This is a genomic window from Zhongshania borealis (assembly GCF_039539625.1).
Classification (GTDB): domain Bacteria; phylum Pseudomonadota; class Gammaproteobacteria; order Pseudomonadales; family Spongiibacteraceae; genus Spongiibacter; species Spongiibacter borealis.
Genome location: NZ_BAABDM010000002.1, coordinates 192,408 through 216,652 on the forward strand (window position 1 = coordinate 192,408; position 24,245 = coordinate 216,652).

At 50.8% G+C, this 24,245-nt stretch carries 22 protein-coding genes; 16 read left to right on the top strand and 6 right to left on the bottom strand.

Translation table 11 applies throughout. The features are described 5' to 3' along the window. Positions 1-14: 14 nt before the first annotated feature. From ABD836_RS07155 to ABD836_RS07175, 5 genes are all read right to left on the bottom strand, one after another. Positions 15-2,462, bottom strand: a complete 2,448-nt coding sequence (locus tag ABD836_RS07155) for an acyl-CoA dehydrogenase (protein ID WP_344933969.1) — start codon at positions 2,460-2,462, stop codon at positions 15-17. 62 nt (positions 2,463-2,524) lie between these two features. Continuing rightward, positions 2,525-3,373 (bottom strand): mechanosensitive ion channel family protein, encoded by an 849-nt coding sequence (locus ABD836_RS07160; RefSeq protein ID WP_344933971.1) that lies wholly within the window; start codon positions 3,371-3,373, stop codon positions 2,525-2,527. Positions 3,374-3,530: 157 nt separating this feature from the next. Next, the gene (locus ABD836_RS07165; protein ID WP_344933973.1) at positions 3,531-6,008 is read right to left on the bottom strand and encodes a TonB-dependent receptor; all 2,478 of its coding nucleotides are present in this window, start codon (positions 6,006-6,008) and stop codon (positions 3,531-3,533) included. Positions 6,009-6,161: 153 nt separating this feature from the next. Continuing rightward, positions 6,162-6,752, bottom strand: a complete 591-nt coding sequence (locus tag ABD836_RS07170) for a chalcone isomerase family protein (RefSeq protein WP_344933975.1) — start codon at positions 6,750-6,752, stop codon at positions 6,162-6,164. Next, a complete protein-coding gene (locus ABD836_RS07175; RefSeq protein WP_344933977.1) occupies positions 6,749-7,981 on the bottom strand; it encodes an MFS transporter in 1,233 nt (410 codons plus the stop codon). The genes ABD836_RS07170 and ABD836_RS07175 overlap by 4 nt, the downstream gene beginning before the upstream one ends. A gap of 112 nt (positions 7,982-8,093) precedes the next feature. On the opposite strand from ABD836_RS07175, the gene ABD836_RS07180 reads away from it, so the two are divergent. From ABD836_RS07180 to ABD836_RS07235, 12 genes are all read left to right on the top strand, one after another. Next, positions 8,094-9,455, top strand: coding sequence for an NAD(P)/FAD-dependent oxidoreductase (locus ABD836_RS07180; RefSeq protein WP_344933979.1), 1,362 nt, complete (start codon positions 8,094-8,096; stop codon positions 9,453-9,455). After that, positions 9,452-10,237 (top strand): DUF1365 domain-containing protein, encoded by a 786-nt coding sequence (locus tag ABD836_RS07185; RefSeq protein WP_344933980.1) that lies wholly within the window; start codon positions 9,452-9,454, stop codon positions 10,235-10,237. The genes ABD836_RS07180 and ABD836_RS07185 overlap by 4 nt, the downstream gene beginning before the upstream one ends. Before the next feature lie 27 nt (positions 10,238-10,264). Then, a complete protein-coding gene (locus ABD836_RS07190) occupies positions 10,265-11,518 on the top strand; it encodes a class I SAM-dependent methyltransferase (RefSeq protein ID WP_344933982.1) in 1,254 nt (417 codons plus the stop codon). A 363-nt stretch (positions 11,519-11,881) separates the two neighbouring features. Continuing rightward, the gene (locus ABD836_RS07195) at positions 11,882-12,460 is read left to right on the top strand and encodes a TetR/AcrR family transcriptional regulator (protein ID WP_344933984.1); all 579 of its coding nucleotides are present in this window, start codon (positions 11,882-11,884) and stop codon (positions 12,458-12,460) included. 206 nt (positions 12,461-12,666) lie between these two features. Then, the gene (locus tag ABD836_RS07200; protein WP_344933986.1) at positions 12,667-12,840 is read left to right on the top strand and encodes a hypothetical protein; all 174 of its coding nucleotides are present in this window, start codon (positions 12,667-12,669) and stop codon (positions 12,838-12,840) included. A 177-nt stretch (positions 12,841-13,017) separates the two neighbouring features. Beyond that, on the top strand, positions 13,018-13,209 hold the full coding sequence (locus tag ABD836_RS07205) for a hypothetical protein (protein ID WP_344933988.1): 192 nt from the start codon (positions 13,018-13,020) through the stop codon (positions 13,207-13,209). A gap of 216 nt (positions 13,210-13,425) precedes the next feature. Next, entirely contained in the window at positions 13,426-13,602 is a 177-nt protein-coding gene (locus tag ABD836_RS07210) for a hypothetical protein (RefSeq protein WP_344933990.1), read from the top strand. 27 nt (positions 13,603-13,629) lie between these two features. Then, complete coding sequence (gene yrfG / locus ABD836_RS07215) at positions 13,630-14,307, top strand: GMP/IMP nucleotidase (protein WP_344933993.1); 678 nt, start codon at positions 13,630-13,632, stop codon at positions 14,305-14,307. Further along, on the top strand, positions 14,294-14,698 hold the full coding sequence (locus ABD836_RS07220) for an RNA-binding S4 domain-containing protein (RefSeq protein WP_425583026.1): 405 nt from the start codon (positions 14,294-14,296) through the stop codon (positions 14,696-14,698). The genes yrfG and ABD836_RS07220 overlap by 14 nt, the downstream gene beginning before the upstream one ends. Before the next feature lie 87 nt (positions 14,699-14,785). Continuing rightward, complete coding sequence (hslO, locus tag ABD836_RS07225) at positions 14,786-15,637, top strand: Hsp33 family molecular chaperone HslO (RefSeq protein WP_344933999.1); 852 nt, start codon at positions 14,786-14,788, stop codon at positions 15,635-15,637. 178 nt (positions 15,638-15,815) lie between these two features. Beyond that, positions 15,816-17,366, top strand: a complete 1,551-nt coding sequence (locus ABD836_RS07230; protein ID WP_344934002.1) for a phosphoenolpyruvate carboxykinase — start codon at positions 15,816-15,818, stop codon at positions 17,364-17,366. A 148-nt stretch (positions 17,367-17,514) separates the two neighbouring features. After that, positions 17,515-18,720, top strand: a complete 1,206-nt coding sequence (locus tag ABD836_RS07235; RefSeq protein ID WP_344934004.1) for a class I SAM-dependent methyltransferase — start codon at positions 17,515-17,517, stop codon at positions 18,718-18,720. Between the two features lie 12 nt (positions 18,721-18,732). On the opposite strand, the gene ABD836_RS07240 is transcribed toward ABD836_RS07235, so the two are convergent. Next, positions 18,733-19,521 carry a PGAP1-like alpha/beta domain-containing protein gene (locus ABD836_RS07240; RefSeq protein ID WP_344934006.1) on the bottom strand — a complete coding sequence of 263 codons (789 nt, stop codon included), beginning with the start codon at positions 19,519-19,521 and terminating at the stop codon, positions 18,733-18,735. A gap of 259 nt (positions 19,522-19,780) precedes the next feature. Between ABD836_RS07240 and ABD836_RS07245 the strand changes: the two genes are divergently transcribed. From ABD836_RS07245 to ABD836_RS07260, 4 genes are all read left to right on the top strand, one after another. Beyond that, a complete protein-coding gene (locus ABD836_RS07245) occupies positions 19,781-20,257 on the top strand; it encodes a hypothetical protein (protein WP_344934009.1) in 477 nt (158 codons plus the stop codon). Between the two features lie 184 nt (positions 20,258-20,441). Continuing rightward, positions 20,442-20,924 carry a phasin family protein gene (locus ABD836_RS07250; RefSeq protein WP_344934012.1) on the top strand — a complete coding sequence of 161 codons (483 nt, stop codon included), beginning with the start codon at positions 20,442-20,444 and terminating at the stop codon, positions 20,922-20,924. A 160-nt stretch (positions 20,925-21,084) separates the two neighbouring features. Next, positions 21,085-21,726, top strand: a complete 642-nt coding sequence (locus ABD836_RS07255; RefSeq protein ID WP_344934014.1) for a TetR/AcrR family transcriptional regulator — start codon at positions 21,085-21,087, stop codon at positions 21,724-21,726. A gap of 207 nt (positions 21,727-21,933) precedes the next feature. Beyond that, on the top strand, positions 21,934-24,240 hold the full coding sequence (locus ABD836_RS07260) for a Tex family protein (protein ID WP_344934017.1): 2,307 nt from the start codon (positions 21,934-21,936) through the stop codon (positions 24,238-24,240). Positions 24,241-24,245 lie beyond the last annotated feature (5 nt).

Sequence of the window (24,245 nt, forward strand, 5' to 3'; positions counted from 1 at the left end):
GCTTCGCACTCCGGTTACGCTTCTGGCCTAAGTGGGCGAACATCGACCTTGTCGAGACTCGCATCGAAGGCGTCGGTCAACAGGCTGTCGTAACGACAGTCATCATAGGCTGCTATCGCGTCGGCTTGGGCTTGGTTCAATTGACCACCAGCGACTGCGCTGGCCAATTTTTCGGCGACGGAGTCCCCAGCGAGCTCACCTTGTTTGTCGAGGCTTAGAAAATGTTCATAATCTTTTTCCACTGCAGCCAAGAGCTGATAAGTGTATAGAATACGGCCTTGTGCATCTTCTGGATCAGGACTGAGATAAACCTTATCTGCCAAAAGATTTCGCACCGAACTCGGCTGCATAATCAACTCACCCAGCGCGCGAACCTCGTCGTCAGACGGCGTCCACTGCGGCATACCCCAAGGGAAAAACGCGGCTTTTAATGTGACGCCCAAGGCTTTGATAGGCAAGTTACGGTAGTAAGCTGCAAGCGCGGTATTCATACTCATAAAGCAGTGTTTTAAGGCGTACTCCGCGTGCAAGGCATTTGCCTCGTCGGGCGTTTGCGCATCATGAAACTTAAGTATGGCGCAGGCAATCACGAGTTGACTGTGCACATCGCCCAAGCGTGCCGACAGTAATTCGCGACGCTTCAGATCGCCACCTAAGGTCAGCAAGGCAATGTCAGCACTCGCCGCAAAGACCGCGCTATAACGATTAATATGGCGATACCAACGCGCTGACAATTCGCTATTGCCGCATTTTGGTTTTGCCAGGAGGCCGCCACTGAGGCCGAGTAGAATACCGCGACTAAATACCTCCGCGGTATGCCCGAGGTGCGCCATTAGCAAGCCGTCAAAACGCGGCAGTGCATCGGCAGATTCGTCGCTAAGTGCCGCTAATTCGTCGGCCAAGTATGGGTGGCAGCGCATCGCGCCCTGGCCAAAAATTATCATCGAACGCGTTAATATATTCGCGCCTTCAACGGTAATCGCAATCGGCACGGTTTGATAAACCAAGGCCATAAAATTGCGCGGTCCCATTTGAACACCGCGCCCACCAAGAATATCCATGCTGTGATTAACCACGCCGCGCAAACTTTCAGTGGCGTGGTATTTAGCCATCGCGGTAAGTACCGAAGGCGCGCCATCTTCCAGCGCGCGGGTAACCAAGGCCCTGTATGCTTCAAGCATATAGGCCGAGGCTGCAATCTCGGCGCTGGCCTCTTGCACCCCTTCAAACTTACCAACCGGAATACCGAATTGCCGGCGAATACGGGCGAAAGCCCCTACCAGCAGATAACTCATTTCACCGCCAGCGGTGGACAGCGCCGGTAGCGAAACACCGCGCCCAGCGCCTAAGCACTCGACCAACATACGCCAACCCTGGCCGATATAATCCTGACCACCAATGAGCATGTCCATTGGAATAAACACATCTTCACCAGTAATTGGGCCATTCATAAATGCCGACCCGGGATTGTGTCGCCGACCAATCTCCACCCCCGGCAGTGTCGCGGGCACTAGGGCGCAGCTAATACCCCGCTCGACTTCGTTGCCAATCAAACCATCGGGGTCGCTGAGCCGAAAGGCCAAACCCACCACTGTGGCTACTGGCGCTAAGGTAATCCACCGCTTAGAGAAATTTAACTTAACGCCAAGTACCCGCTTACCGTCATAGTCTTGCTCGCAGACCACACCCGTGTCAGGAATCGCGCCGGCATCAGAACCCGCTTCCGGACTCGTTAAGCCAAAGCAGGGCAGTTCGTCACCCTTTGCTAGGCGCGGTAGCCAGTAGTTTTTCTGTTCATCACTGCCGTACTTTAGCAGCAGCTCGCCCGGCCCTAAGGAATTGGGCACCATCACGGTGACGGCCGCAACAGTTGAACGGCTGGCAATTTTGCTCACCACTCGGCTCTGGGCGTAGGCGCTAAAGCCCAATCCGCCATAAGCGGGTGGAATAATCAGTCCCAGAAAGCCTTTGTCTTTTATGAATTGCCAAACCTCTGGGGAAAGGTCTTTGCTCTCATGATGAATTTGCCATTCTGATAGCAGCGCGCACAGTTCATTGGTTTCGCCGTCGATAAAAGCCTGCTCTTCTGCGGTGAGCTCTGACAGGTCTATCTCTTCAAACACCGACCAATCAGGGCGCCCCGAAAATAATTCTTTCTCCCACCAAGTGGTCCCCGCATCTAGCGCTTCGCGCTCAGTATCGCTCATCGGCGGCATCATTTTTTTGAGTCCGGCCATGGCCGGTGCCGACAACACTCGTATACGCAGCGGCGTATAAAGGAGCAGCGCTAAACCCGCAAACAGGGTTAATAAACTCAAGGGGTGAAGGAATATTGGACTACTTAGTCCGAGTAGCAACCACGCCAATACCAAAACCACTGCGCCGGTATGCAAAGACAGCCGTCGATAGAAAATAAAAAACAGTAAAAATACAAACGCTAAAATGCTCAAGACGCTGGCCATATTACAATCTCCAAATTAAGTGGTGATGCGCTTAGCCTGCCAAGCCCGATATTCGATAAGCCTTACATGTCTTGCTCCGGCGGAGCCGTATTTTGTTCCGCGTCGACGTTAGACTTAAACCCAGAAACAATATGCAGATCCCGCTGCGGAAAGGGCACCACAATATTGGCGTCGACCAAGGCGCTATCTATTGCCCATAAAAATACTGAGCGGGTGCCACTCTGCTGGGCGGCGTATTCGGGTTTCACCCACACCAGTAATTCAAAGTCTAAACTTGAGTCACCAAAGCCTTTCATAATCACGGTTGGTGCTCGACCCGGAAAATCCAACAAGGTCTGCGGCAGCTCCTTAATTGCCGCTAACACCACGTCGCGCATGCGTTCTTTGTTGGTGCCGTAGGCAACACCAAAAGGGATACGCAAACGGCAGTAATTATTGGTGTGTGTCCAATTTGTGACCTTGCCGTTAACAAATTCGGAATTTGGCACAATTACCTCGGCATTTTCCAAGGTAGTAATAATGGTAGCCCGCACTGTAATTTCAGAAACGACACCAATTACGCCGCTTTCCAATTGCACGTAGTCGCCTACTTTCAGGGCGCGCTCAACCAAAATAATCAAGCCGGATACAAAATTGCTGAAGATAGCTTGCAGACCAAAACCGATACCCACAGAAAGTGCCGAGGCCACCAATGCGAGTTTGCTAAAGTCGATACCAATCACTGACAGGGCAATAAACACCCCTATACTCAAGACCACGTAATGGATTAGCCGTTCAATGGTGTACAGGATGCTGCTAGAAAACGACGCGCGTCGCTGCGCCACCGAGCGCAAGCTGCCCCGCAATACGCGCGACGCCACCATGGCCATGCCTACCACCACACAGCCAGTAAGCAGGGTGCCCAAGGTCACCGGGTTTTTACCCAAGCTGACCAAAGGGTAGGTAAGATAGCTATTAAGTGAAATGAAAAAACTGTCGACGGTAATGATTGCGGCCCTCGGTGAGTGGCCGCGGCGCGGCCTATATCATTTACTTAATATAGGCGCCTGTCGCTAAAACAGCGAGTTTTTATGGCTGCCAAGACAGGCTAATACCGTAGGTCACCGGCATACCGGTATAGCGGCCAATCGTGTCCAGTTGATTAGTGACATTATTATAGTAGTACTCGTCGCCGAGGTTGCGGCTCCAGAGCATAAGCTGCCAAGGTCCAGCGGTAGGCGCCAAGGCGACACGGGCATTAATTATGCCGTAGTCATCAATAAAAAAGCGCTCGTCCTGCTCAAGAGACGCATTGGATTCCCCGCTGTAGCTGTAGTCGACACCGATCGACAAATCATAACGATCAAACACCGGCAAGACGTAGTCGAGCAATACTGTGTACTCCCAGCGCGGACTGTAATTAAAGGGCTTGCCGGCAAAATCAAACTCGTCACCATTGCTGTCGCCGCTAACAAACTCCTCAACTTCCGTGTCTAAGTACGCCGCCGCCAATGACAAGTAGAGGCCCTCAACCGGCGTGTACTTTACGTCCAGCTCCGCACCACGCACCGTGGACTTAGGGGCATTGCGCAAGATCGGTAAAGCGCCAAACACGGGGTCACGGAAATTGGTGACCAGCTGCTTGTCTTTATATCGGTAGTCAAACACCGAGGCATTGAGCTGCATCGATTTGTCGAGCAGCGTTAATTTAGCGCCAATTTCCAAAGCATCTAGCTGCTCTTGCGTAACCGGCTCAAACTGCACAGAGTCAGAAATATTAATTACCGGAAAACTGCCTGACTTAAAGCCCCGACTCAGCGCAACATAGGCCAACATGTCTTCAGCGAACAGCCAATCCAAGGCCAGACGGCCCGACACGTTATCCTCTGCCAGCTCACCAAAGTAACGGCCAGGACGACGGGTTTCACTGTCCAGTGTAAAACAACCACCAGACTCCGCTGTACCAGGCAGGTAACCGGCCAATGGCGACTGCGCCAAACTTAAGGCGCTAAAAGCGCCCGCTAGGCCGACGCCCTCGTCCTGCGCGCCTGGGGAGTCTTGATCCGCGCCGGGCTCATCGTCAACGTTCACGTCTCTACCACAGCCATTAAACTTACGCGCTTCATCGGTGTAACGCGCACCAGCGGTTAATGTCCAGTTGTCAGTGAACTCCCACTCACCATGCACAAATACCGCGGCCACCTCGGCGATCTGATTGCCGTCAAAGCCGGAGCGGTTATCGAGCCCGGCAACACCATCGCCATTGGGCGCGTCGACAGGAAAAATAATACTCACCGTCTCGTGATGCAAACGCTGGAACTCGGCAACATCGTCTTCGCTGTAATTGACCCCAATCTGCCAAAAAACCTCATCTTGATAACGCCCAGACAAACGCCACTCTACATTGTAGTAATCCGTGGTTGCGAACACATTGCGCTCGGTGTTCACCGTGTCCACACCGGATTGAGGAATAAAGCTGCCGTCGGATTCAAAACGACCCAGCGATGCCAAAAATACCGCGTCTAAATTTTCTGACAGCGTCCAGCCCACTCTCACACCAGTGGAGTAAAAGCTGTCGTTTAAACGAAATTCCATACCAATATTGGGCCAATCGGCCGCGCGGCTGTCCTGCGTGTCTTTGTCATTCACTGGGTAATCTGCCACCTCAGGATGCAAGCCTGCCGCGCCCAAGATTGCATTCTGAGACTCAATGGCAATCACTTGCAGTGCCTGTGGCTCTGAGCGGTCACGCCAACCGTCGAGATGATAGCTAATATCAATATTGTCGCTCAGCAGCCAACTAAGCGAAAAACGACCGCTCTGCTTGTCGAACTCGCCCAAGGTATCGTAGCCAAATTGCTGGTAATCACCACCAAGATTACGACCAGTGTCGCCATTATAGGCGTCACTACTGGAGTGACGAGTGCGGCTGCGCTGCCAACCTTCGCTGCTACTAATCGCACGCAGCGCGAGGCGCGCACTAAGTGTCTCGGACAGTGGTCCACTAATAAAGCCATCAGCTTCAGTGGTTTCATAACTGCTATAACCAATACTACCGCCGTAAAGCAGGCTGTCACTGGGCTTATTGGCAATATAGTTTATGGCGCCGCCGGTGGTGTTGCGGCCATAAAGCGTGCCCTGCGGGCCCTTGAGTACTTCCACCCGCGCCAAGTCTACATTGCTACCCTTGGTCATAATTGGGAAGGGCAAATTGAATTCATCAACGTATACACCCACCGTGGCACTCGCGGTTTGGCTATTTTCATTAAAGCCCACGCCGCGCAAGGTGTAGATTGGGGTGTTAAAGCCGCCATCGGCGTAGTTAAAGCCCGGCAGTAATTTGCCAAGGTCACGGGTATCACTCACCCCTAAGGCAACAAGGTCTTCGCCAGTGTAGGTAGCAATCGCCAAGGGAATATCATTCGCGCCCTCTTCACGCTTTTGCGCCGTGACCAAAACTTCTTCGATGCTAAGACCACGCCGAGTTTGTGTATTTTCTTGCGCGCTGACCCCAAGCACAGGGGCTAAACTTAACAATACTAAGGACAATTTGGTCGACTTGTTCACCTAAACTCACTCCCGGCAGGCTATCAGCAGCGCATGCTAGGGATTCAGCCTAGGGTTTTCAAGCAATTGACTGCTCCGAGCATGAAATGTTCTAAGGTTATACCATTTGGTTATTATCTTTTATTTCAATAACCTAGCGAAAACGCACAGCAACTAGAGCTTATTTTTGGTGTTAGTAAGCGCTCGACGCCACGCCGCTAACATCGTATCGCGCTGGGATTCACTCACTGCCGCCGGCCCCAGCCACACACTTAATATCAGCGCAGCGGAATTTGGGTCATCAATCACCCCTAAATACGTATCATTTAAATAAAGCTGCAAGCCTTGCGCCGGCCGCCAGGCAAGACGATATTTATCACCCTTTTCGACATCTTGGTACCAGCTGGAAAATCGCGCAATATCCCCAGCCGCAGGAAGCAATTCGGCCTGCGAATAGGCGCCAGCTAGGGCCTTTTCGGTCATATCGCGAAAGCGCTCAGCAGAAACGCCAATCTTATATTCAATAATGATTTGTTTGGCGTATTCAGGCGCAAGAATATCACCCGCGTCAGGCAGAGCTTGCTGTGGATCCACTTGCAACTGGGTGTAGGTTATTTTTTTCCAAAGCAAACTGAAATACTCACTGCTCACGGTCTGCCAATTAGCCGCCGCCAGCAAACCCGTGGCGTGGGATACAATGACAAGGAACAGCAAAATACGTCGTACCCGAGTCCAATGACCTTTAACGCTGCGTCCGCCTTTCATTTGCCATCCCCCTCAATATTAATCAGTGATTTGCGGCCCAACATAATAAACGCCAATAATTTGAGTGCTACCGGCGCCAAAACGTATACACCGCTGATCGCCCATACTGGCGGCGCTGCAGCCTCCGCCTGGCTGCCCAGCCACAAATACGAAATGCCGACAGCCACTCCCATGGCGGCTTTCCCTAACATACTCCACAAGGCGAACATCCGCGCCGCTATGACAGCCCCACCGTGTTCAGCAGACAATGTCTGAGCCAAGCCCGTTTGCATTACCGCGGGCAATGCTTGGTCTGCCCCCAGGGCCAGACCGGTACCAATACTGATCGCGATAAACCACCCGACATCGCCCTCGCCCAACAGCGCTGCAGAACTAAACAATAGCGCTGAACTGCACAAACCTACCCGCCAAGCCCGTAAATTGCCGATTCGTCTCGCCAAGAAATACCAAAACGGCACGCCGGCTAAACCCGCCAGAAAATAGCTCACTAACACAATTGCTAGATCGTCTTCAGCCTGCAGCACTTCACGCATATAAAGTATAAGCACCGTACCGGGAATGGCGTTAGCCAACATATTGGTAAACCACGGGAGTGCTAAGCTACGTAGCCGCACATCAGCAAATAATACGTTTAGACCCAGTGACTGCCGATCTCCAACCACCGACCCTTGGCTACCCTGCAAGTACACCGCCAGCAGCAACAAGCAAAGCACAAACAGGATAACTAAGGGGATATTTTTTGATGCCAGCATGGCCGGTAAAACCATTGCCAGCAGGGTGCCCAGCAGCAACATTGCTTCGCGACTGCTGTTATAACGCAATCGATCTACCGCCGAAAAAGAGAGATTCACAGGGAGCGCTAGCCAAGGTACAGTAATGCCCGTCCATCCCAGCATGAGTAATACCAAACCGGCAACGAGCAGTGGCAGCGGCCAAGGGTGGGGTAAAAAAACTAAGGCTAGCGCACTACTGGCAGTGAGTAACCAGGCACTGAGCCAAAGATATCGCTTGCTTCCGTGCTTATCGATCCATGCCCCGACAGGCATATCGCTCAACACGTCGCTGAACCGAGCAGCAAAGAACACAATACCAACTATGCTGTAACCATAGCCGCCCTGCTCAGCAAGCCATAGTGGCGCATAAAGATAGAATGGCAGGCCCAAAGCAGCTAATGGTAAACCCGGCAAGGCGTATCGTAGATACCGCCAAGCCCGGAACGGACTCCGCATTTAACTCTCCATAACAGAGGCATTAATAATTGCCCTGCCAAACGTTTGTCGTGGCTGATCTGTTTATGGTTGATGTACGTACAAATTGCAATGAGAGATCAGCGATAATTTTATGCAAACACCATTCAATACAACGTCAACATCAGCACCGCTCAAAATTGCTGTTATCGGTTCCGGCATTGCCGGCTTAAGCAGCGCGTGGCTATTAAGCAAACAGCACCAGGTCACTTTATTTGAACAAGACGCCCGGCTCGGTGGCCACAGCAATACCGTCGACATCCAAACCAGTGCTGGCACCATTGCGGTGGATACCGGTTTTATTGTATTTAATGAGCGCTGCTACCCAAATTTAGTTGCGCTGTTTAAGCATCTGAGCATTGAATATAGCGGCACTGACATGTCCTTTGGCGTGTCATTGGATAACGGCCGACTTGAGTACAGCGGGTCAAACTCGATTGCCACTATGTTTGCCCAAAAGCGCAATATATTGCGCCCCCGCTTTTGGGGAATGCTAAAAGACCTTTTGCGTTTTTATAAACAAAGCGCTGACTGGCTTGAAACACTGCCAGCGGACCTCTCGCTCGGCGAGCTTCTGCGCCAAGAAAATTTCGGCCCCGGTTTTTGCGAAGACCATCTTTTGCCGATGAGCGCCGCAATTTGGTCGACACCGGTAGAGAAAATGCTCGCCTACCCAGCCAAAACTTTTTTGCGCTTCTGCGACAATCACGGACTATTGCAAGTCGATGAACGCCCCCAATGGCAAACTGTTTCCGGTGGCTCTAGAGAATATGTTAATCGGCTCGCCACCGGCTTTAACGGTACACTGAAATTAAGCTGCGGCATTAGCAAAGTACGCCGTTTCAAGGATTACGTTATTCTTGTCGACGCCCAAGGCGAGAGTCATCGCTTTGACCACGTCGTGATGGCCGGCCATGCCGATCAGTCACTTGCCATTATTGAAAACCCCAGCCCTGATGAATCACGCTTACTGGGCGCCTTCGCCTATGAGCGCAATGAAGCGGTTTTACACCGCGATGAACGCTTAATGCCCAAACGTCATCAAGTATGGTCGAGCTGGAACTACCTAAAGGACAGCAGCCAAAAAACCGACAAAGTCTCGGTTAGCTATTGGATGAATTTACTGCAACACCTGCCCTGCCAGGAATCGATTTTGCTCACATTGAACCCGCTAGAAGAGGCGCGTCCAGATCAGGTTTACCGTCGCTTTAACTATCAACACCCTGTTTTCAATGAAGAGGCCCTCAACGCGCAACAGTATTTATGGGACCTACAAGGCCAGCAGCGCACCTGGTTTTGCGGTAGTTATTTTGGCTACGGTTTTCACGAAGACGGCATTCAATCTGGCCTAGCGGTGGCTGAACAACTCGGCAATACGGTCAGACCGTGGATTGTGCCCAATCCCAGCAGCCGTATTCACCTGCGCAAACCACCGGTGATAGACAATGCAGCATGAAACCTAAATTGAGTACGGCTATTTATAAAGGTGAAGTTAGGCATCAGCGGCTAACACCACTCAGCAATCGCTTTGCCTACAACATTAGTAGCTTTTTATTTGATCTCGACGAACTCGACAAAGCCCAGCGGCACTGCCGCTGGTTTTCCCTAAATCGCTTTAATTTGTTTAGCTTCTACTTTAAAGACTTTGGCAATGGCAGCAGTGAACACCCCCGTGACTACCTTGAACGCTGTCTGAAAGAGCAAGGCTTAGAGGACACCCTCGCCAGCGCAAGCGTTCTCTGTTACCCGCGCATCTTGGGCTACACCTTTAATCCGCTGAGCGTTTACTACTGCTATAACCAGCACAAGGAGCTGTTTGCTGTACTCCACGAAGTGAGCAATACCTTTAAACAGCGCCACAGCTATTTATTCTCTGTTCCCGCCGTCGACCGCAATAAACCTACTATTCGGCAGCAGTGCGACAAGAATTTTTACGTATCCCCATTTAACGGCATGGCAATGCGCTACCAATTCCGATTGCGCCTGCCAAGCGACAAGCTGGGCATTAGCATCCGCGTTAAGCAAAATGAACAAGACGTACTCCACGCCTCGTTTCAAGGCCAGCGGCGTCCATTTAATGACCGAGAACTGTTACGCAATTTTTGCTCACTCCCGCTAATGACATTAAAAGTCCTTGGTGGCATTCACTGGCAGGCACTAAAGTTATTTAGTCGCGGATTAAAAATAGTCCCTCGACCAACTGAACCAAGTTCACCAATTTCACGTATTGGTAAGTAAATCCGTTGAACACACAAAGGGTCTACTATGAAATCAGCTGCTGCCACCTTAGATGGCAACTTAGAATCGGGCTGGTGGGCAAAACGCCAGCAGCAAATGCTCGCCAAAGTGCTTGCACCATTGTCCAAGGCATCTCAAGGGGTGTTAAGCCTAAATTTGCCCAATGGCAGCTGTGTTGAGTTTGGCGAGCATCCCTGCGAGCGCCTAAATCCCGTGGTTACCCTGCACAATTGGCAGGCGGTGCGCAAAGCCTTTACCGGCGGATCGGTCGGCTGGAGTGAAGCGTATATGGACGGTGATTGGGACAGCCCCAATCTTGCCATGTTAGTGGAGTGGGTTACCGTTAACGAAAGTGAGTTCGGCGGCATGCTGGACAGCGGTAAATTTGAAGGCGCAATTCAAAAATGGCGACATCGCCGCAATGCCAATAGCAAGCGCGGCAGCCGTCGTAATATCAGCTACCACTATGACCTGGGGAATGCGTTTTACCAACACTGGCTAGACCCCAGCATGACCTACTCTGCCGCTTACTATAGCGACGAAAATCAAAGCTTAGGCGAAGCACAATACGCTAAGTATCAACGACTTATCGATTTACTTGAGCTTAAAGACGGCGACCGTGTTTTAGAGGTCGGCTGCGGCTGGGGTGGCTTTGCCGAACAACTCTGTCAGCAAAAAGCCGTTGAGCTCCATGGTATTACCTTGTCCGAGCGCCAGCTCGAATACGCTCAGCAACGCTTAGATAAATTAACATCACAGGGCGAATGTAAAGGCAAAGCCGAGTTTAGTCTCACCGACTACCGAGATACCCAAGACCAATACGACCACATTGTCTCCATTGAAATGCTTGAGGCAGTGGGTGAAAAATACTGGCCGACTTACTTTGAAACACTATACCAGCGTCTCAAACCCGGCGGCCGCGCCGCGATTCAAATCATTACTATAGAAGAAGCCCGATTTGCAGAGTACAGCCGCAATCCCGATTTCATCCAGACCTATATTTTCCCCGGTGGCATGCTGCCCAGCCCCGAGCGCTTCCGAGCTGAAGCTCAGACTGCGGGCCTCGCCGTAAAAGACGAAGAAGCCTTTGGCCTGGGTTACGCCAAAACCTTGCATGAGTGGACAAAGAACTTTCATCAGCAATGGGTAGGCATTGCACCACTGGGCTTTGATCAACGCTTTAAGCGGATGTGGGACTACTACTTGGGCTACTGCGAGGGTGGATTCCGAGGCAAGTCCATTGATGTTTATCAGTTTGTCCTGGAAAAACCCTTAAAGTAAATCGACTCAGGGGCACTTTTTCTAGCCCCGTTTTTTAAAGATCTCGCTCCATCTCCCAAACCGGAAATATAAAACAGAGTCTTATATGCCTTTGTTTTATATTGGCCTGAAGACATTGAGTTAAGCAAAAACCAATCGAATTACGTAGCAGCTTGGGCCGCAATGGGCAATTTTCACGCAGACAAGTGGGGAACTTCTCCATCATCGGCCCCACTAAAGTTTTGAAAATCACTAAATTCACACATTACTTCATCGATAAATACGTATAATCCACGATCAAAATGCCGGGTTTAAACAGCAACCACAAGATTACACCGTGCTAAGATAGTGACACACAAAAAGGCGCTGAAGAGCAAACTAGCTATGAAAACAAACAAACGCTGGGGCAATGGAGCACGGGTCGACGACCTTGATACCGGTAAAAAAATTCTACTTAAGTCAGCCGTTGACTGTTTTATAACCAAGGGCATAAAGTCCACCACCATTGAAGATATCGCCAAAGTTGCCAATGTCACGCGGCGCACTGTTTACCGCTACTTTAACGGCAAGTCAGACATTATCACCGCGCTGATCGAGATCGAACGGCAGCGGATGTTTTATAAAGTGAAGGATATCGCCGTCCTACACGACAATAATTTTCCGCTAATGCTCGAAGAGTGTATTTGGTTTGCGGCAACCTATCGCCCACCAGAAGGCGGCAAAATCGACTTAGTATCAGGTGTAAATGCCGCTGAGGCGTCGCCGCATATCGATACTGAGGAGTCTGACGAACACTGGCGTGAGCTACTCAAAGCGCCCTTGGATGCTTACAATGCGCGTAATAAGCGCAATGTGAAACTCGATGACCTAATCAAAATAGTCGGTCGTCTTGTTATTTCCTACCGACAGTCACCAAGCACAAAGGAACAATTTAAAGCCAGCATGCTCGCGCTGATGCTTTAACCGCGCTGGGGCCACCGGCCCCACGCAAGCCAAAACTCCCCGCAAACCCCTATTATCACTCGTTTCACGCACCTTGTAGCAGCTAACCAGCATCGTTATTACCCACAAACCCCAATCTGTGTAAGTGATATCCCGAATACGCTCAAATGCCGCCCATCGCTATAGTAGCCCTACTTAAACAAAACAACTTATTTCGGGGCAAGATCATGGCTACAGCAACTCAAAAAACAGACACTTCAATCTTTGGTGACAACCGTATGCACCAATCTTCACTTAGCCAAAATGGTGCTAAACGCAGCGAATGGTGGCTAAATGTCGACTACGCAGAAATCGTAGAAATGAACCGCGCAGTAGCAGCACTACAACGCTGCAGCAACTAATATTGCACTAGGAAATGGAAGCATTGATACCGCGAGTTTTATCAAATGTATGGATGACAAGAATATTAGCTCAAACGGATCCATTTAGTTGCGCTAGACGTAAGCCAATCTATACTTAGGCGGTGCGCAGGCACTAGTGCAGTTCACCTTACTAACCACCCTATAAGCGCAATCGATATGGCAAACGCTGACGACCAATCCAAGACAAACACCCCTTTTCAGCAAATCGGCGAGAAACCAACGACAAAGCGCCGGTTTGGCAGTCATCGTGATGATTGGTGGCTAGATATTGATTACTCAGAAGATATCGACATGGACTCCGCGATCGATACCAAAGCCACACGCGATAAAAACAAACAGCCAAAATAAACCTCAGCACCACCAGCTATTCAGGTAGGCCAGTGCTCAGTTTTTAAGCCCGACCATCTCCGCAGCAGATAAGAAGACGCTCCAAACCGTACCCAGTTCACAGTTTCAATACCAAGGTACCCTCACTAGGGACTTTTCCCTATACTCGCAGGCTAGGCCTAGCGATACCTTACTTACTCATTACACACAGTCAAAAGTAAGTGAAGAGGATTCCCCATGGCTAACATCAAATCTGAAAGCACGTTTTTCCAGGAGTCGCGTCGCGGCACTAACACCATTAACGTTTACGGCGGCAGCCGCGCAGAATGGTGGTTAAACGTCAATTACGCAGAAGTCATTGAAATGCGTGATGCGGTCAGCGGCAAACTCAATAAAGCACGGGTAGCGAATTAATACCGGTGCACACAACACCGGTAAGCTATGATAAATTGGCAAGAAATAGACACCGTTCTGCTCGACATGGACGGCACTTTACTCGACCTTCACTACGATAATTTTTTTTGGTCGCAACACCTTCCCAAACGCTACGCAGAAATACACGGCGGTGAACCCGAACGCGTCACTAGCGATCTCTTTGACCTCATCATGGCGGAGCGCGGCTCATTAAATTGGTATTGTTTAGACTATTGGTCCAAGCGTCTAAATGTGGATATTCCCGCTTTAAAACGCGAAGTTGCCCATTTAATTGCACCACACCCCAGCACAGCAGACTTCCTAACCGCACTAGGCGATAGCCATTGCGAAACATGGCTGGTCACCAATGCCCATCGCGACAGCTTAAACTTAAAGCTCGAGCACACTGACTTGGCTCGCTGGATGCAAAAAATGATCACATCCCACGAGTTGGCCAAACCCAAAGAAGACCCCGAGTTCTGGCTTCGCCTCCAACAACACTGGCATTTTGACCCGGCGCGCACCTTACTCGTTGACGACACCTGCAGTGTCCTCGACGCTGCGGCCGCATTTGGCATCCGCCATCTACTCACGCTACGCCAACCCGACAGCAAGCAAGCTATTCGCGAGCAATTGACTTACCCCGCCGTTCAGCACTTTAATGAAATTTTGCCTATTCCTAGACGGGAGAATGTCGGTGACTGATACGCCCAGCGGTATTCGCTTAGATAAATGGCTTTGGGCAGCGCGATTTTACAAAACCCGCAGTCTCGCCAAGCAAGCCGTAGAAGGCGGTAAAGTTCACTACAATGGCGAGCGCTGTAAAGTCAGCAAAGAAGTGCAAATCGGTGCCAGCCTCAGTATTCGCACCGGCTGGGACAGTAAAATCGTTGATGTTATCGCCCTTTCCAATCAGCGACGTGGTGCACCCGAAGCCGCAATGCTCTATCGCGAAACCGACGAAAGCATTAGCGCTCGGGAACAACTCGCCGCCGACCGCAAAGTACTTGGCGCCGCTGCGGGCGCCTTACACCCCGAGCGACCAAACAAAAAACAGCGCCGGCAAATCCACCGATTTAAAAACATCAACGAATAAGCGTCTACTTTATAGCGCAGCCAAGCAAGACCCCACTTACTGTCCGCGCTATAATTGTCGCCTTTTTACTACGGACAACAATCTGCCATGAGCGATACTATTAGCCGCTTTATTTTTGACAACAGCGACGTTCGTGGCGAACATATTCGCTTAGAGAAAAGCTATCAGGACATCCTGAGTATCCACCACTACCCCCCGGGGGTCGCCAATCTATTGGGCGAATTTCTTGCAGCTGCTAGCCTGCTCAGCGCCACCATTAAATTTGAAGGCTCCCTGATTCTTCAGGTTCGAGGGGACGGACAAGTACCTTTAATTATGGCCGAGGCTAATTCCAAACAAGAACTGCGCGCCATTGCCCGTGATGCGAACCAAGCCATTAGCCTGGACTTTCAATCCCTCATCGGTAACGGCCAGCTGGCGATGACTATTTCCCCAGAGAATGGCAAGCCGTATCAAGGCATAGTGAGCTTAGATGGTGACAGCCTCGCCAGTTGCCTCGAAGCTTATTTTCAGCGCAGCGAACAGCTTGCCACCCGTATTTGGCTATGTGCCGACGGCAAAACCGCCAGCGGCATGATGTTGCAGCAGTTGCCCAGCGCTAAACCTGACCTAGACCGCTGGGAGCATCTAAGCACCATCGCCCACACCATCCGCGACGAAGAGCTGCTAAGTTTAGACGCAGAAACCTTACTCTACCGGCTCTACCACCAAGACGCAGTTCGCCTCTTTGACACCAAGCCGCTCGTCGCGCATTGCGGCTGTAGTCGCGAACGGGTGGCGCAGGCACTCACTTCCATTGGTCGCGAAGAACTCGACGACATTCTAAGCGAGCGAGAGCTCATCGAGACAAACTGTGAATTTTGCAATCGACTCTACCAATTTAATGCTGGCGATATAGCCGGTTTATTTGAGCAAGGTAGCGATATGACCCGCCACTAAGAAATTAAATTCGGGTATTTTCCCCAAACCGCACTTTCGAACTTCAAAAATTAGCGCTGTCATGGGTTTTTTGTAATAATGGCGCCCCAATTAAACAGCCACTTAGGGGTACTATTGCCCACCCCACAGCTACACAAAATAAGGCTGCTCTCCGAATTACGCGACAGGAACCCAGAGAATGAGTGCTGAAACAACGATTTACAAAGATTTAACCCCTGCTCAATTGATCGAGCAAGCCCTGAGCCGTGGCGAAGGCCGTTTGGCCGACAGTGGTGCCCTGGTAGTTACTACCGGAAAACGCACCGGCCGTTCGCCAGCTGACCGCTACATTGTGCAAGAGCCATCAACTTCTGATGCTATCGATTGGACTAGCGTCAACCGCCCCATCGCTCCCGCCATTTTCGACGCTTTATGGACTCGGGTTGAAGATTATTTAGCAGATCAAGACAGTTTTGTTTCCTCACTCCACGTCGGTGCTCACGAAGAACACTACATCCCCGTGGTTACTCATACTCAAACGGCATGGCAAGGTCTATTCGGCCGCAATATGTTTGTGCGCCCAGCAAAATACAACCCCAAGGGCAAAGAAGAGTGGACCATCATCAATTGCGCAGGCTTTGTTTGCGAACCTGAGCGCGACGGCACCAACTCCGACGGCTGCGTAATGATTAATTTCGCGCAGCGCAAAGTCCTATTAGCCGGTATGCGTTATGCCGGTGAAATGAAAAAAGCAATGTTCTCAGTACAGAACTTCTTGCTCCCAGAAAAAGACGTAATGCCTATGCACTGCTCGGCCAACGTCGACGAAACAGGCCAAACTACGCTGTTTTTCGGCCTATCTGGCACGGGTAAAACCACCCTGTCTGCAGATCCAAGCTGCTACCTGATTGGCGACGACGAGCACGGCTGGGCCAAAGGCTCTGTCTTCAATATTGAAGGCGGCTGCTACGCCAAGACCATCAACCTGAGCCAAAAGAACGAACCCATTATTTGGGACGCGATTCGCTTCGGATCTATTGTTGAGAACGTGGTTATTGAAGATCACACTCGCCATGCCGATTACGACGACACCAGCCTTACCGAAAACGGTCGCTGCTGCTACCCGCTAGAGAACGTTGAAAAACGTGTTATTGAGAACGCCGCCGGCGAGCCCAAAACCGTTATCTTCCTGACGTGTGATGTGTCAGGCGTGATTCCACCAATCTCGATACTGTCTAAAGAAGCCGCAGCCTTCCACTTCTTGAGCGGCTACACCGCTCGAGTGGGCTCAACCGAACTTGGTGCAGAAGCCGGTATCCACCCAACCTTCTCTACCTGCTTTGGCGCGCCCTTTATGCCCCGCCCCGCTGGCGATTACGCTGAATTGCTGATGAAGCGCATTGAAGACTTCGACTCGCAGGTTTACTTGATTAATACCGGCTGGACTGGCGGTTCAGGTGCGGCTGGCGGCACTGGCTCGCGCTTCCCCATCCCAGTTACACGCGCAGTGGTTGCTGCAGCCCAGAACGGTAGCCTGATCGGCGCCGAAACTGAGTGCTTGGAAGCACTGAATCTGACTATTCCCAAAGCAATTCCTGGCGTTGACGAGAAGTACATCAATCCGCGCAACGCTTGGGGCGATACCGCGGCATACGATGCAGAAGCGAGCAAGCTGGCACGTCTCTTTCAAGAAAACATCAAGAAATTTGACGTTTCCGAAGCCATTGTTGCCGCCGGCCCTAAAGCCTAAGGCATTACGCAATACAAAAAAGGGCAGCTTAGCTGCCCTTTTTTGTGCTTCAAACTTGCCTAGCGCTCCCGCACAGCCCACACTTATTGCGATTTAACGTAAAAGGCTTCGGCCTGCATACCAATTCGGCTTCTCACTGGATAAGTCTATGACGGCAATTCCCACGGCAGAGCAAACTGCGAGCTTTATCAACGACTGTCAGCAGGCTTTTCATGCCGGCCAACTGCAACGCTTGGTGCTGTCTAAATACCAAGGCGACGAACCCGAACTCAATCGAATTAGCATCCGTCCCGTTAGTCTTAAAAACACCTTACTATTGTCGTTTCTTTATGAATACCGCAATCGCCACGTGACGAAGAACATGAGCATGGACGATGCAAGCAGCCTGCTACATCGCTGGCTTGGCAGCGATTTCAATAATGCTCATATGGTGAGTAGCAGCTGGGAAATTCAGCTGCGCTTCAGTAAAAAAGGCAAACCATTACTGAATAAACATCGCATCAAAAATAGCCCCGCTAGCTCGGCCGACGCACCGCAGCACAATCGCGAAAAACATCGTTTTGTCGAGCAGTCTCGTCCCTACCTGCAGGCATTAGGCATTACCGACCAGCAAGCGCAAATCATTCCGGCTATGGCGCGCAAATGGAAACAGATTAACCGCTTCATTGAAGTGCTGGCCACAGCCATCACTAATACCGGCGTGGCTGAACACGACACGATCCACATTGCCGACTTCGGCTCTGGCAAGGCTTACTTAACCTTTGCGCTGCACGACTACCTCCACGACAAGCTGCACATACCCGCAAAGGTTACCGGCGTTGAACTGCGCCAAGACTTGGTCGACCTCTGTAACACCACCGCAGCCAATCTCGGCTTGAGCGGCATAAAATTTGAGCAGGGTGATGTTCAGCATTTCGCCGCACAAGAAATCAATGTAATGATTGCGCTACACGCCTGCGATACCGCCACTGATTACGCCATTCATATGGGGATACGCAGCGGCGCCGACATTATTATGTGCTCACCGTGCTGCCACAAGCAGCTTCGTCCCCAGCTCAAAAGCCCTGCGACCCTAGCGCCACTGCTACAACATGGAATTCACCTAGGCCAAGAAGCGGAAATGCTCACGGATGGTCTACGCGCATTGCTACTAGAAGCACACGGCTACGACACCAAGGTCTTTGAATTCATTTCGCTAGAACACACCAGCAAAAATAAAATGATACTCGCGCAGAAACGCAAGCAACACCGTGATAACAGCGAAGTTCTCCAGCAAATAGCCGACATTAAGCGCTTTTATGGAATTCAGGAACAATGCTTAGAGCGCCTGCTACAAGCAGACGCCCTAAATTAGCATAGTGAGAGATTAGGCAGGCACCGCCGAGTGAGCGTATACCCGACTCCGCAATCCAGCTACATTGAAACGCTGCCAGCGATCTTCACGCTGGGCTAATCGTTCCGCCACCGCATACATGACGGCTACATTGTGGGTTAGCCCTACGTGGCTACCGGGTACACGCAAGTTTTCAGTATTACTATTCAACTCTTTATCAATACAGAACTTCCAGTCAACGATTCCGTCACCCTCACTGTACATCGCTGTAGACGGCACCGTAGGCGTCGCTCGCCAACAATCGCCCCAGCCCAACATAGGATCAGTCATCGCACCAGGGTTCATTAGCTCATAGAGTTTTAACACTGGCCCCGTTACCCCATCCATGTCCGGGATATGAATAGGCGAGCCAAGGGTGATCACTTGGCGAACGATATCAGGGTTTTTATGGGCGAGTGTTCGAGCGTAAATTCCACCTAAACTCCAGCCAATCAGGCTGACTTTACGGCAATGACGCGCCGCAAGGTCTTTAACATGACGCTCATAAGCTAAATACTTTTGTTCACTCATGCCGCTATTTAAGCCTTGCTCCCAGCCATAAGCGGCAAAGCCGCGACGGCGCAAGAACCCGCGAAGCGCCGCTGTACCGCCATCGCCGGTCATAAATGATGGCGCCACCACAACCGGATGACCATCGCCACACTTAATCTTGTCCAAGGTTGAACGAAAACTGACCATCGCCAGCATTTCAAATATCACCCTCAGCTCTTTTGCTGTTCTTAAAACCGTGGGCTGACCATTGTTATTCTTAGATTGAGCCATTATCACCTCTTTATATTTGGGCAAGCAGCCTAAAAGGTAACAACCATATAACCTAAATTTATCGTTATATGCAATACCACTTGTATTGCATATAACGATGAGGGGAATTTATCGCGCACGGAATAGGGACTTACCGCAGTTTAGTATGTGCTTTCTAATTAAACACCGTAGTCTTGCATCCAAGTCAGCGAGCAAGCGCAGTTCTCGCCGAATTCAGGCTCACACAGCCTTTTACTTCAATTTTTACGAGGACGTCACCATGACCGAAGCAAGCAAAATCGAAAAAGCCAATGCCATCGCAAAAGAATTGTTTTTAGCTAACCTAGGCCTGGCTGGCAAAGTATTTGAACAAAGCCAAGAAATGCTAAAGCAGACTGAAGCCAAAATCAAAGAAACCGAAACTAAAGCCAAAGACGCTTACAGCAAGCGCAACGAATTCTTTGACGGCTTGGTTGCTCGCGGCGAAAAAGTCCAGAGCGACGCGGTTTCTAAATTCGAAACAAGCAAAACCCAAGTAACTAGCAAAATTGAAGATAGCAAAGCGCAAGCAATTGCCAAGTTCAACGACACTAAAGCGCAGGCGCTAGCCAAGTTCGAAGAACTTAAAAGCGAAAGTAATACTGCCGTTGAAACTCAGTTAAAAACATTGCGCGAAGGTTTTGAAAAAGTGAAATCTAAAGTTTCTGGCGGCTCTACTGAAGCAGCTGAAGTTGTAGCAGAAGCTACCGCGTCGTAAGCATTCGGCATCCGTTTTAGGTTGCCAAATCCTAGGTCTGAATCTCACCTATGCTTTTGCACGATGCGCCGTATGGCCATCGTGCTTTTTTCATACCCGAGTCCAGACTCATAGTTTCCGCACTGACAAGGTATTCTTGCCGGTGCATTAGATTCAGTAATTTTAATTTGCAATGGAGAACGCCATGAGCAAAGACAGTAAAAAAAGTTTGCAAGATCTTAAAGACGCTACCAACCACGCTGGCGAAGTCGCAAAAAGCATTTGGCTAGCTGGACTTGGTGCATATGGTCGTGCCTACGACGAAGCCCACGAAGTCATCGAGAAGGCGAGCAAAGAAACGCCTAAGCTGTTTACCGACTTGGTCGACAAAGGCAACCGCTTGGAAACTCAAGCTCGTGCTAAACTTGGCGAAGCTACCAATATTGGCAAAACCATTTCCATTGAAGAGCGCATTAGTAAAATGCGTGCTAGCCTTGGTTTTGGTCACACTGCCAGCGCCGACGATCTTAGCCGCCTCGAGAAAAAACTCGACGCACTGAGCAAAAAAGTTGACGCGCTGAGCAAAGCCGCTAAGCCGGCAGCTGCACCTAAGGCCGCTGCGACAAAAGCTGCACCAAAAGCAAAAGCACCACGCAAAGCACCTGCAAAGAAAGCTGTCACTAAATAAGTGATGCAAGTGTTAGGCAAAAGGGAAGATGATTCATTCATCTTCCCTTTTTTGTGCCGCAGCCTAATTGAAACCGGCGCAGAATAGACGAACACCGCTAGACACAGACGTGAGGTTCGTGGCACCTTGTGCCATCTTTCACAGGAGTCTGTCATCTCGGATGAAAACCCGCGACAAAATTTTATTAAGCAGCCTCGCCTTATTTAATACCGACGGTGAACCCAATGTCACCGCCGTTGATATTGCTAATGAATTGGATATCAGTCCCGGTAATCTTTACTACCATTTCCACGGTAAAGACGAAATTATTCCTGAACTTTACGCCGCCTTTGAGCTGGAACTGGTTGATATTCTCAGCGCGCCACTGGAAAAAAACCTTAGCGCGCAGGATACCTGGTTTTATCTATATATTGTTTTTGAGCACATATTCAACCACCGTTACTTCTACCGCAACCTCAATGATATTCTGCAGCGATACCCACAAATTGCTAAAAAGTTTTCTAAACTACTTGAACTTAAGGTCCAGGCAGCCCGTGCGGTAGCGTTAGAACTGCGCAGCCAAAATTTCCTCGAGCTAGACGATCTGCAACTTGAACGCCTTTGCGACAATATCGCCATGTCGCTCACATTCTGGCTGAACTACACCCAGCTACGCGAGCAACGCACTAGCAATGAAATGATGATTCATCAAGGCGTGTTTCAAATTATGTCGCTGGTGACCCAGCATCTCCGCCCGGAATTTCGCTATTTTTATGACGAGTGCTGCGCTTTATTTGACGCCTTAGCACAGGGCGAGGCTTAGTACCGACGGCAGCGGCTGCTTGCGAAATGACACGCTGGTGACTAGACGCGAGGCGTTAAAAATTAGGCCCTAAGGCTAAATCTGGCGTGCTATCTTCCGCGACCCAGTCAGCGCCGCCCCCAGCCCAAAAAACTTCCTCTCAAGCCTCGCACCTGCGCCTTAGTTTTTGCATAATGTCCGCCTTTCAATATCCAATAAGCCAATCATATGAATTCCATTCCCAGCCGTATTGCCCAAGAACTTGGTGTCAAAGAAGCACAGGTTAGCGCAGCTGTTGCCCTGTTAGACGAAGGCGCCACCGTCCCGTTTATCTCCCGCTACCGCAAGGAAGTCACCGGCGGCCTAGATGACACCCAAATGCGGGATCTGGAGTCCCGGCTGGGCTATTTACGAGAACTGGAAGATCGGCGCGAGACCATCCTTAACAGTATTCGCGAACAAGACAAATTAAGCCCCGAGTTAGAGCGTGATATTCGCGGCGCAGACACCAAGAACCGCTTAGAAGACTTATATCTCCCTTATAAACCCAAACGCCGCACCAAAGGCCAAATCGCAATTGAAGCGGGCCTAGAGCCTTTAGCAAACACTCTGTTTGATGATCCCAGCCAAGATCCCGCCAGCTTGGCACTGAATTATTTAAACCCTGAACAGGGTATCAATGATGTTAAAGGCGCACTGGACGGCGCCAAATATATTTTGATGGAACGCCTTAGCGAAGACGCCAATCTACTCGCCAAACTGCGCAATTTCCTGTGGAATGAATGCTTACTGTGCAGCACTGTCATGACCGGTAAAGAGCAGGAAGGCGAAAAATTCCGCGATTATTTTGCCCACAGCGAACCGCTCAAAACCACGCCGTCACACCGCGCGCTGGCAATGTTCCGCGGCCGCAATGAAAGCATTCTCAGCCTAGCCATTAAATTCAGTGAAGAAGAGGGAGCAACTCACCCCTGCGAAGGCATGGTTGCCGAATTCTGGAAGGTGAAAGACGAGGGTCGGCCCGCCGATACCTGGCTTAAAGAAGTGATCCGCTGGACTTGGCGCATAAAACTCTACACCCATCTGGAAACTGATTTGCTCGGCCAGTTGCGGGAACTCGCAGACAACGCCGCTATCGACGTGTTTGCCCATAATTTAAAAGATCTACTACTCGCAGCACCCGCAGGGCAGAGAGCCACTATCGGGCTAGACCCCGGCATGCGGACTGGCGTCAAAGTCGCCGTTATCGATGCCACCGGCAAGGTTGTAGACCACTGCGCTATTTTCCCAACCCCGCCACAGAACAAAATCGCCGAGTCTGCCGCGGTGTTGCTCGCCTTAATTAAAAAACACGGTGTTGAGCTCATCGCGATTGGCAACGGTACCGCGAGCCGTGAAACCGAGCGCTTCGTCAAAGATTTACTCAGCGCGCGCCCGGAACTCGGCTGTACCAGCGTGATGGTAAACGAGTCTGGCGCGTCAATTTACTCCGCCTCAGAATACGCCGCGAAAGAATTTCCTGACCTCGACGTCACCATTCGCGGCGCTATTTCGATTGCCCGCCGCCTGCAAGACCCACTGGCAGAGCTGGTTAAGATCGACCCCAAATCCATTGGTGTTGGCCAATACCAACACGACGTCTCACAAACTGCACTGTCGCGCACTTTGGAGACAGTGGTCGAGGACTGTGTAAACGCAGTAGGCGTTGATGTAAACACGGCTTCACCAGCGCTGTTAGCACGTGTTTCCGGCTTAAATTTAAGTATTTCAGCCAATATTGTTGAATACCGCGACCGCAACGGCGCCTTTAAGAGCCGCGAGCAATTAAAAGAAGTCAGCCGCTTTGGCGCCAAAACCTTCGAACAGGCTGCAGGGTTTTTACGGGTAGTTGGTGGCGACAATCCACTGGATGCTTCTGCAGTGCACCCCGAGTCCTACAGTGTGGTCGAGAAAATTGTGAACCGCTGTGGCCGCGAGGTCAGCAACGTGCTGGGTGACAGCAGCTTCTTGAAGACACTGAAACCGGCGGAATACGCCGACGAACGTTTCGGTATTCCCACGGTGACCGATATTTTTGCCGAACTCGACAAACCCGGCCGCGATCCGCGTCCTGATTTCAAAACCGCGACATTTAAAGATGGCGTCGAGAAGTTATCAGACCTAGAGCCCGATATGATCCTGGAAGGCGTGGTCACCAACGTGACTAATTTCGGCGCATTTGTCGATGTTGGCGTCCATCAAGACGGCCTGGTTCACATTTCAGCACTCGCCAACCAGTTTGTTAAAGACCCACATAGTGTGGTCAAAGCTGGCGACATCGTGAAAGTGAAAGTCATGGAAGTAGATGCTCAACGCAAACGCATCGCACTGTCTATGCGTTTGGATGACAAAGCCAGCGACGTGCAATCAGCAAATAGCAGTGGCGAGCGGCGCGGTGCACGCAATAAACCAGCGGCAATGCCCAAACAGCCCCCAAAGGCCGAAAACACGACCATGGCCGCGCTATTTGCGCAGGCCAAGCAAAAGAAACGTTAACACCG

Excerpts from the sequence above, each read along its gene's own strand:
- ABD836_RS07155 (WP_344933969.1), bottom strand. The coding sequence starts at position 2,462 with ATGGCCAGCGTCTTGAGCATTTTAGCGTTTGTATTTTTACTGTTTTTT.
- ABD836_RS07170 (WP_344933975.1), bottom strand. The coding sequence starts at position 6,752 with ATGAAAGGCGGACGCAGCGTTAAAGGTCATTGGACTCGGGTACGACGT.
- ABD836_RS07175 (WP_344933977.1), bottom strand. The coding sequence starts at position 7,981 with ATGCGGAGTCCGTTCCGGGCTTGGCGGTATCTACGATACGCCTTGCCG.
- ABD836_RS07180 (WP_344933979.1), top strand. The coding sequence starts at position 8,094 with ATGCAAACACCATTCAATACAACGTCAACATCAGCACCGCTCAAAATT.
- ABD836_RS07185 (WP_344933980.1), top strand. The coding sequence starts at position 9,452 with ATGAAACCTAAATTGAGTACGGCTATTTATAAAGGTGAAGTTAGGCAT.
- ABD836_RS07190 (WP_344933982.1), top strand. The coding sequence starts at position 10,265 with ATGAAATCAGCTGCTGCCACCTTAGATGGCAACTTAGAATCGGGCTGG.
- ABD836_RS07195 (WP_344933984.1), top strand. The coding sequence starts at position 11,882 with ATGAAAACAAACAAACGCTGGGGCAATGGAGCACGGGTCGACGACCTT.
- ABD836_RS07200 (WP_344933986.1), top strand. The coding sequence starts at position 12,667 with ATGGCTACAGCAACTCAAAAAACAGACACTTCAATCTTTGGTGACAAC.
- ABD836_RS07205 (WP_344933988.1), top strand. The coding sequence starts at position 13,018 with ATGGCAAACGCTGACGACCAATCCAAGACAAACACCCCTTTTCAGCAA.
- ABD836_RS07210 (WP_344933990.1), top strand. The coding sequence starts at position 13,426 with ATGGCTAACATCAAATCTGAAAGCACGTTTTTCCAGGAGTCGCGTCGC.
- yrfG (WP_344933993.1), top strand. The coding sequence starts at position 13,630 with ATGATAAATTGGCAAGAAATAGACACCGTTCTGCTCGACATGGACGGC.
- ABD836_RS07220 (WP_425583026.1), top strand. The coding sequence starts at position 14,294 with ATGTCGGTGACTGATACGCCCAGCGGTATTCGCTTAGATAAATGGCTT.
- hslO (WP_344933999.1), top strand. The coding sequence starts at position 14,786 with ATGAGCGATACTATTAGCCGCTTTATTTTTGACAACAGCGACGTTCGT.
- ABD836_RS07230 (WP_344934002.1), top strand. The coding sequence starts at position 15,816 with ATGAGTGCTGAAACAACGATTTACAAAGATTTAACCCCTGCTCAATTG.
- ABD836_RS07235 (WP_344934004.1), top strand. The coding sequence starts at position 17,515 with ATGACGGCAATTCCCACGGCAGAGCAAACTGCGAGCTTTATCAACGAC.
- ABD836_RS07240 (WP_344934006.1), bottom strand. The coding sequence starts at position 19,521 with ATGGCTCAATCTAAGAATAACAATGGTCAGCCCACGGTTTTAAGAACA.
- ABD836_RS07245 (WP_344934009.1), top strand. The coding sequence starts at position 19,781 with ATGACCGAAGCAAGCAAAATCGAAAAAGCCAATGCCATCGCAAAAGAA.
- ABD836_RS07250 (WP_344934012.1), top strand. The coding sequence starts at position 20,442 with ATGAGCAAAGACAGTAAAAAAAGTTTGCAAGATCTTAAAGACGCTACC.
- ABD836_RS07255 (WP_344934014.1), top strand. The coding sequence starts at position 21,085 with ATGAAAACCCGCGACAAAATTTTATTAAGCAGCCTCGCCTTATTTAAT.
- ABD836_RS07260 (WP_344934017.1), top strand. The coding sequence starts at position 21,934 with ATGAATTCCATTCCCAGCCGTATTGCCCAAGAACTTGGTGTCAAAGAA.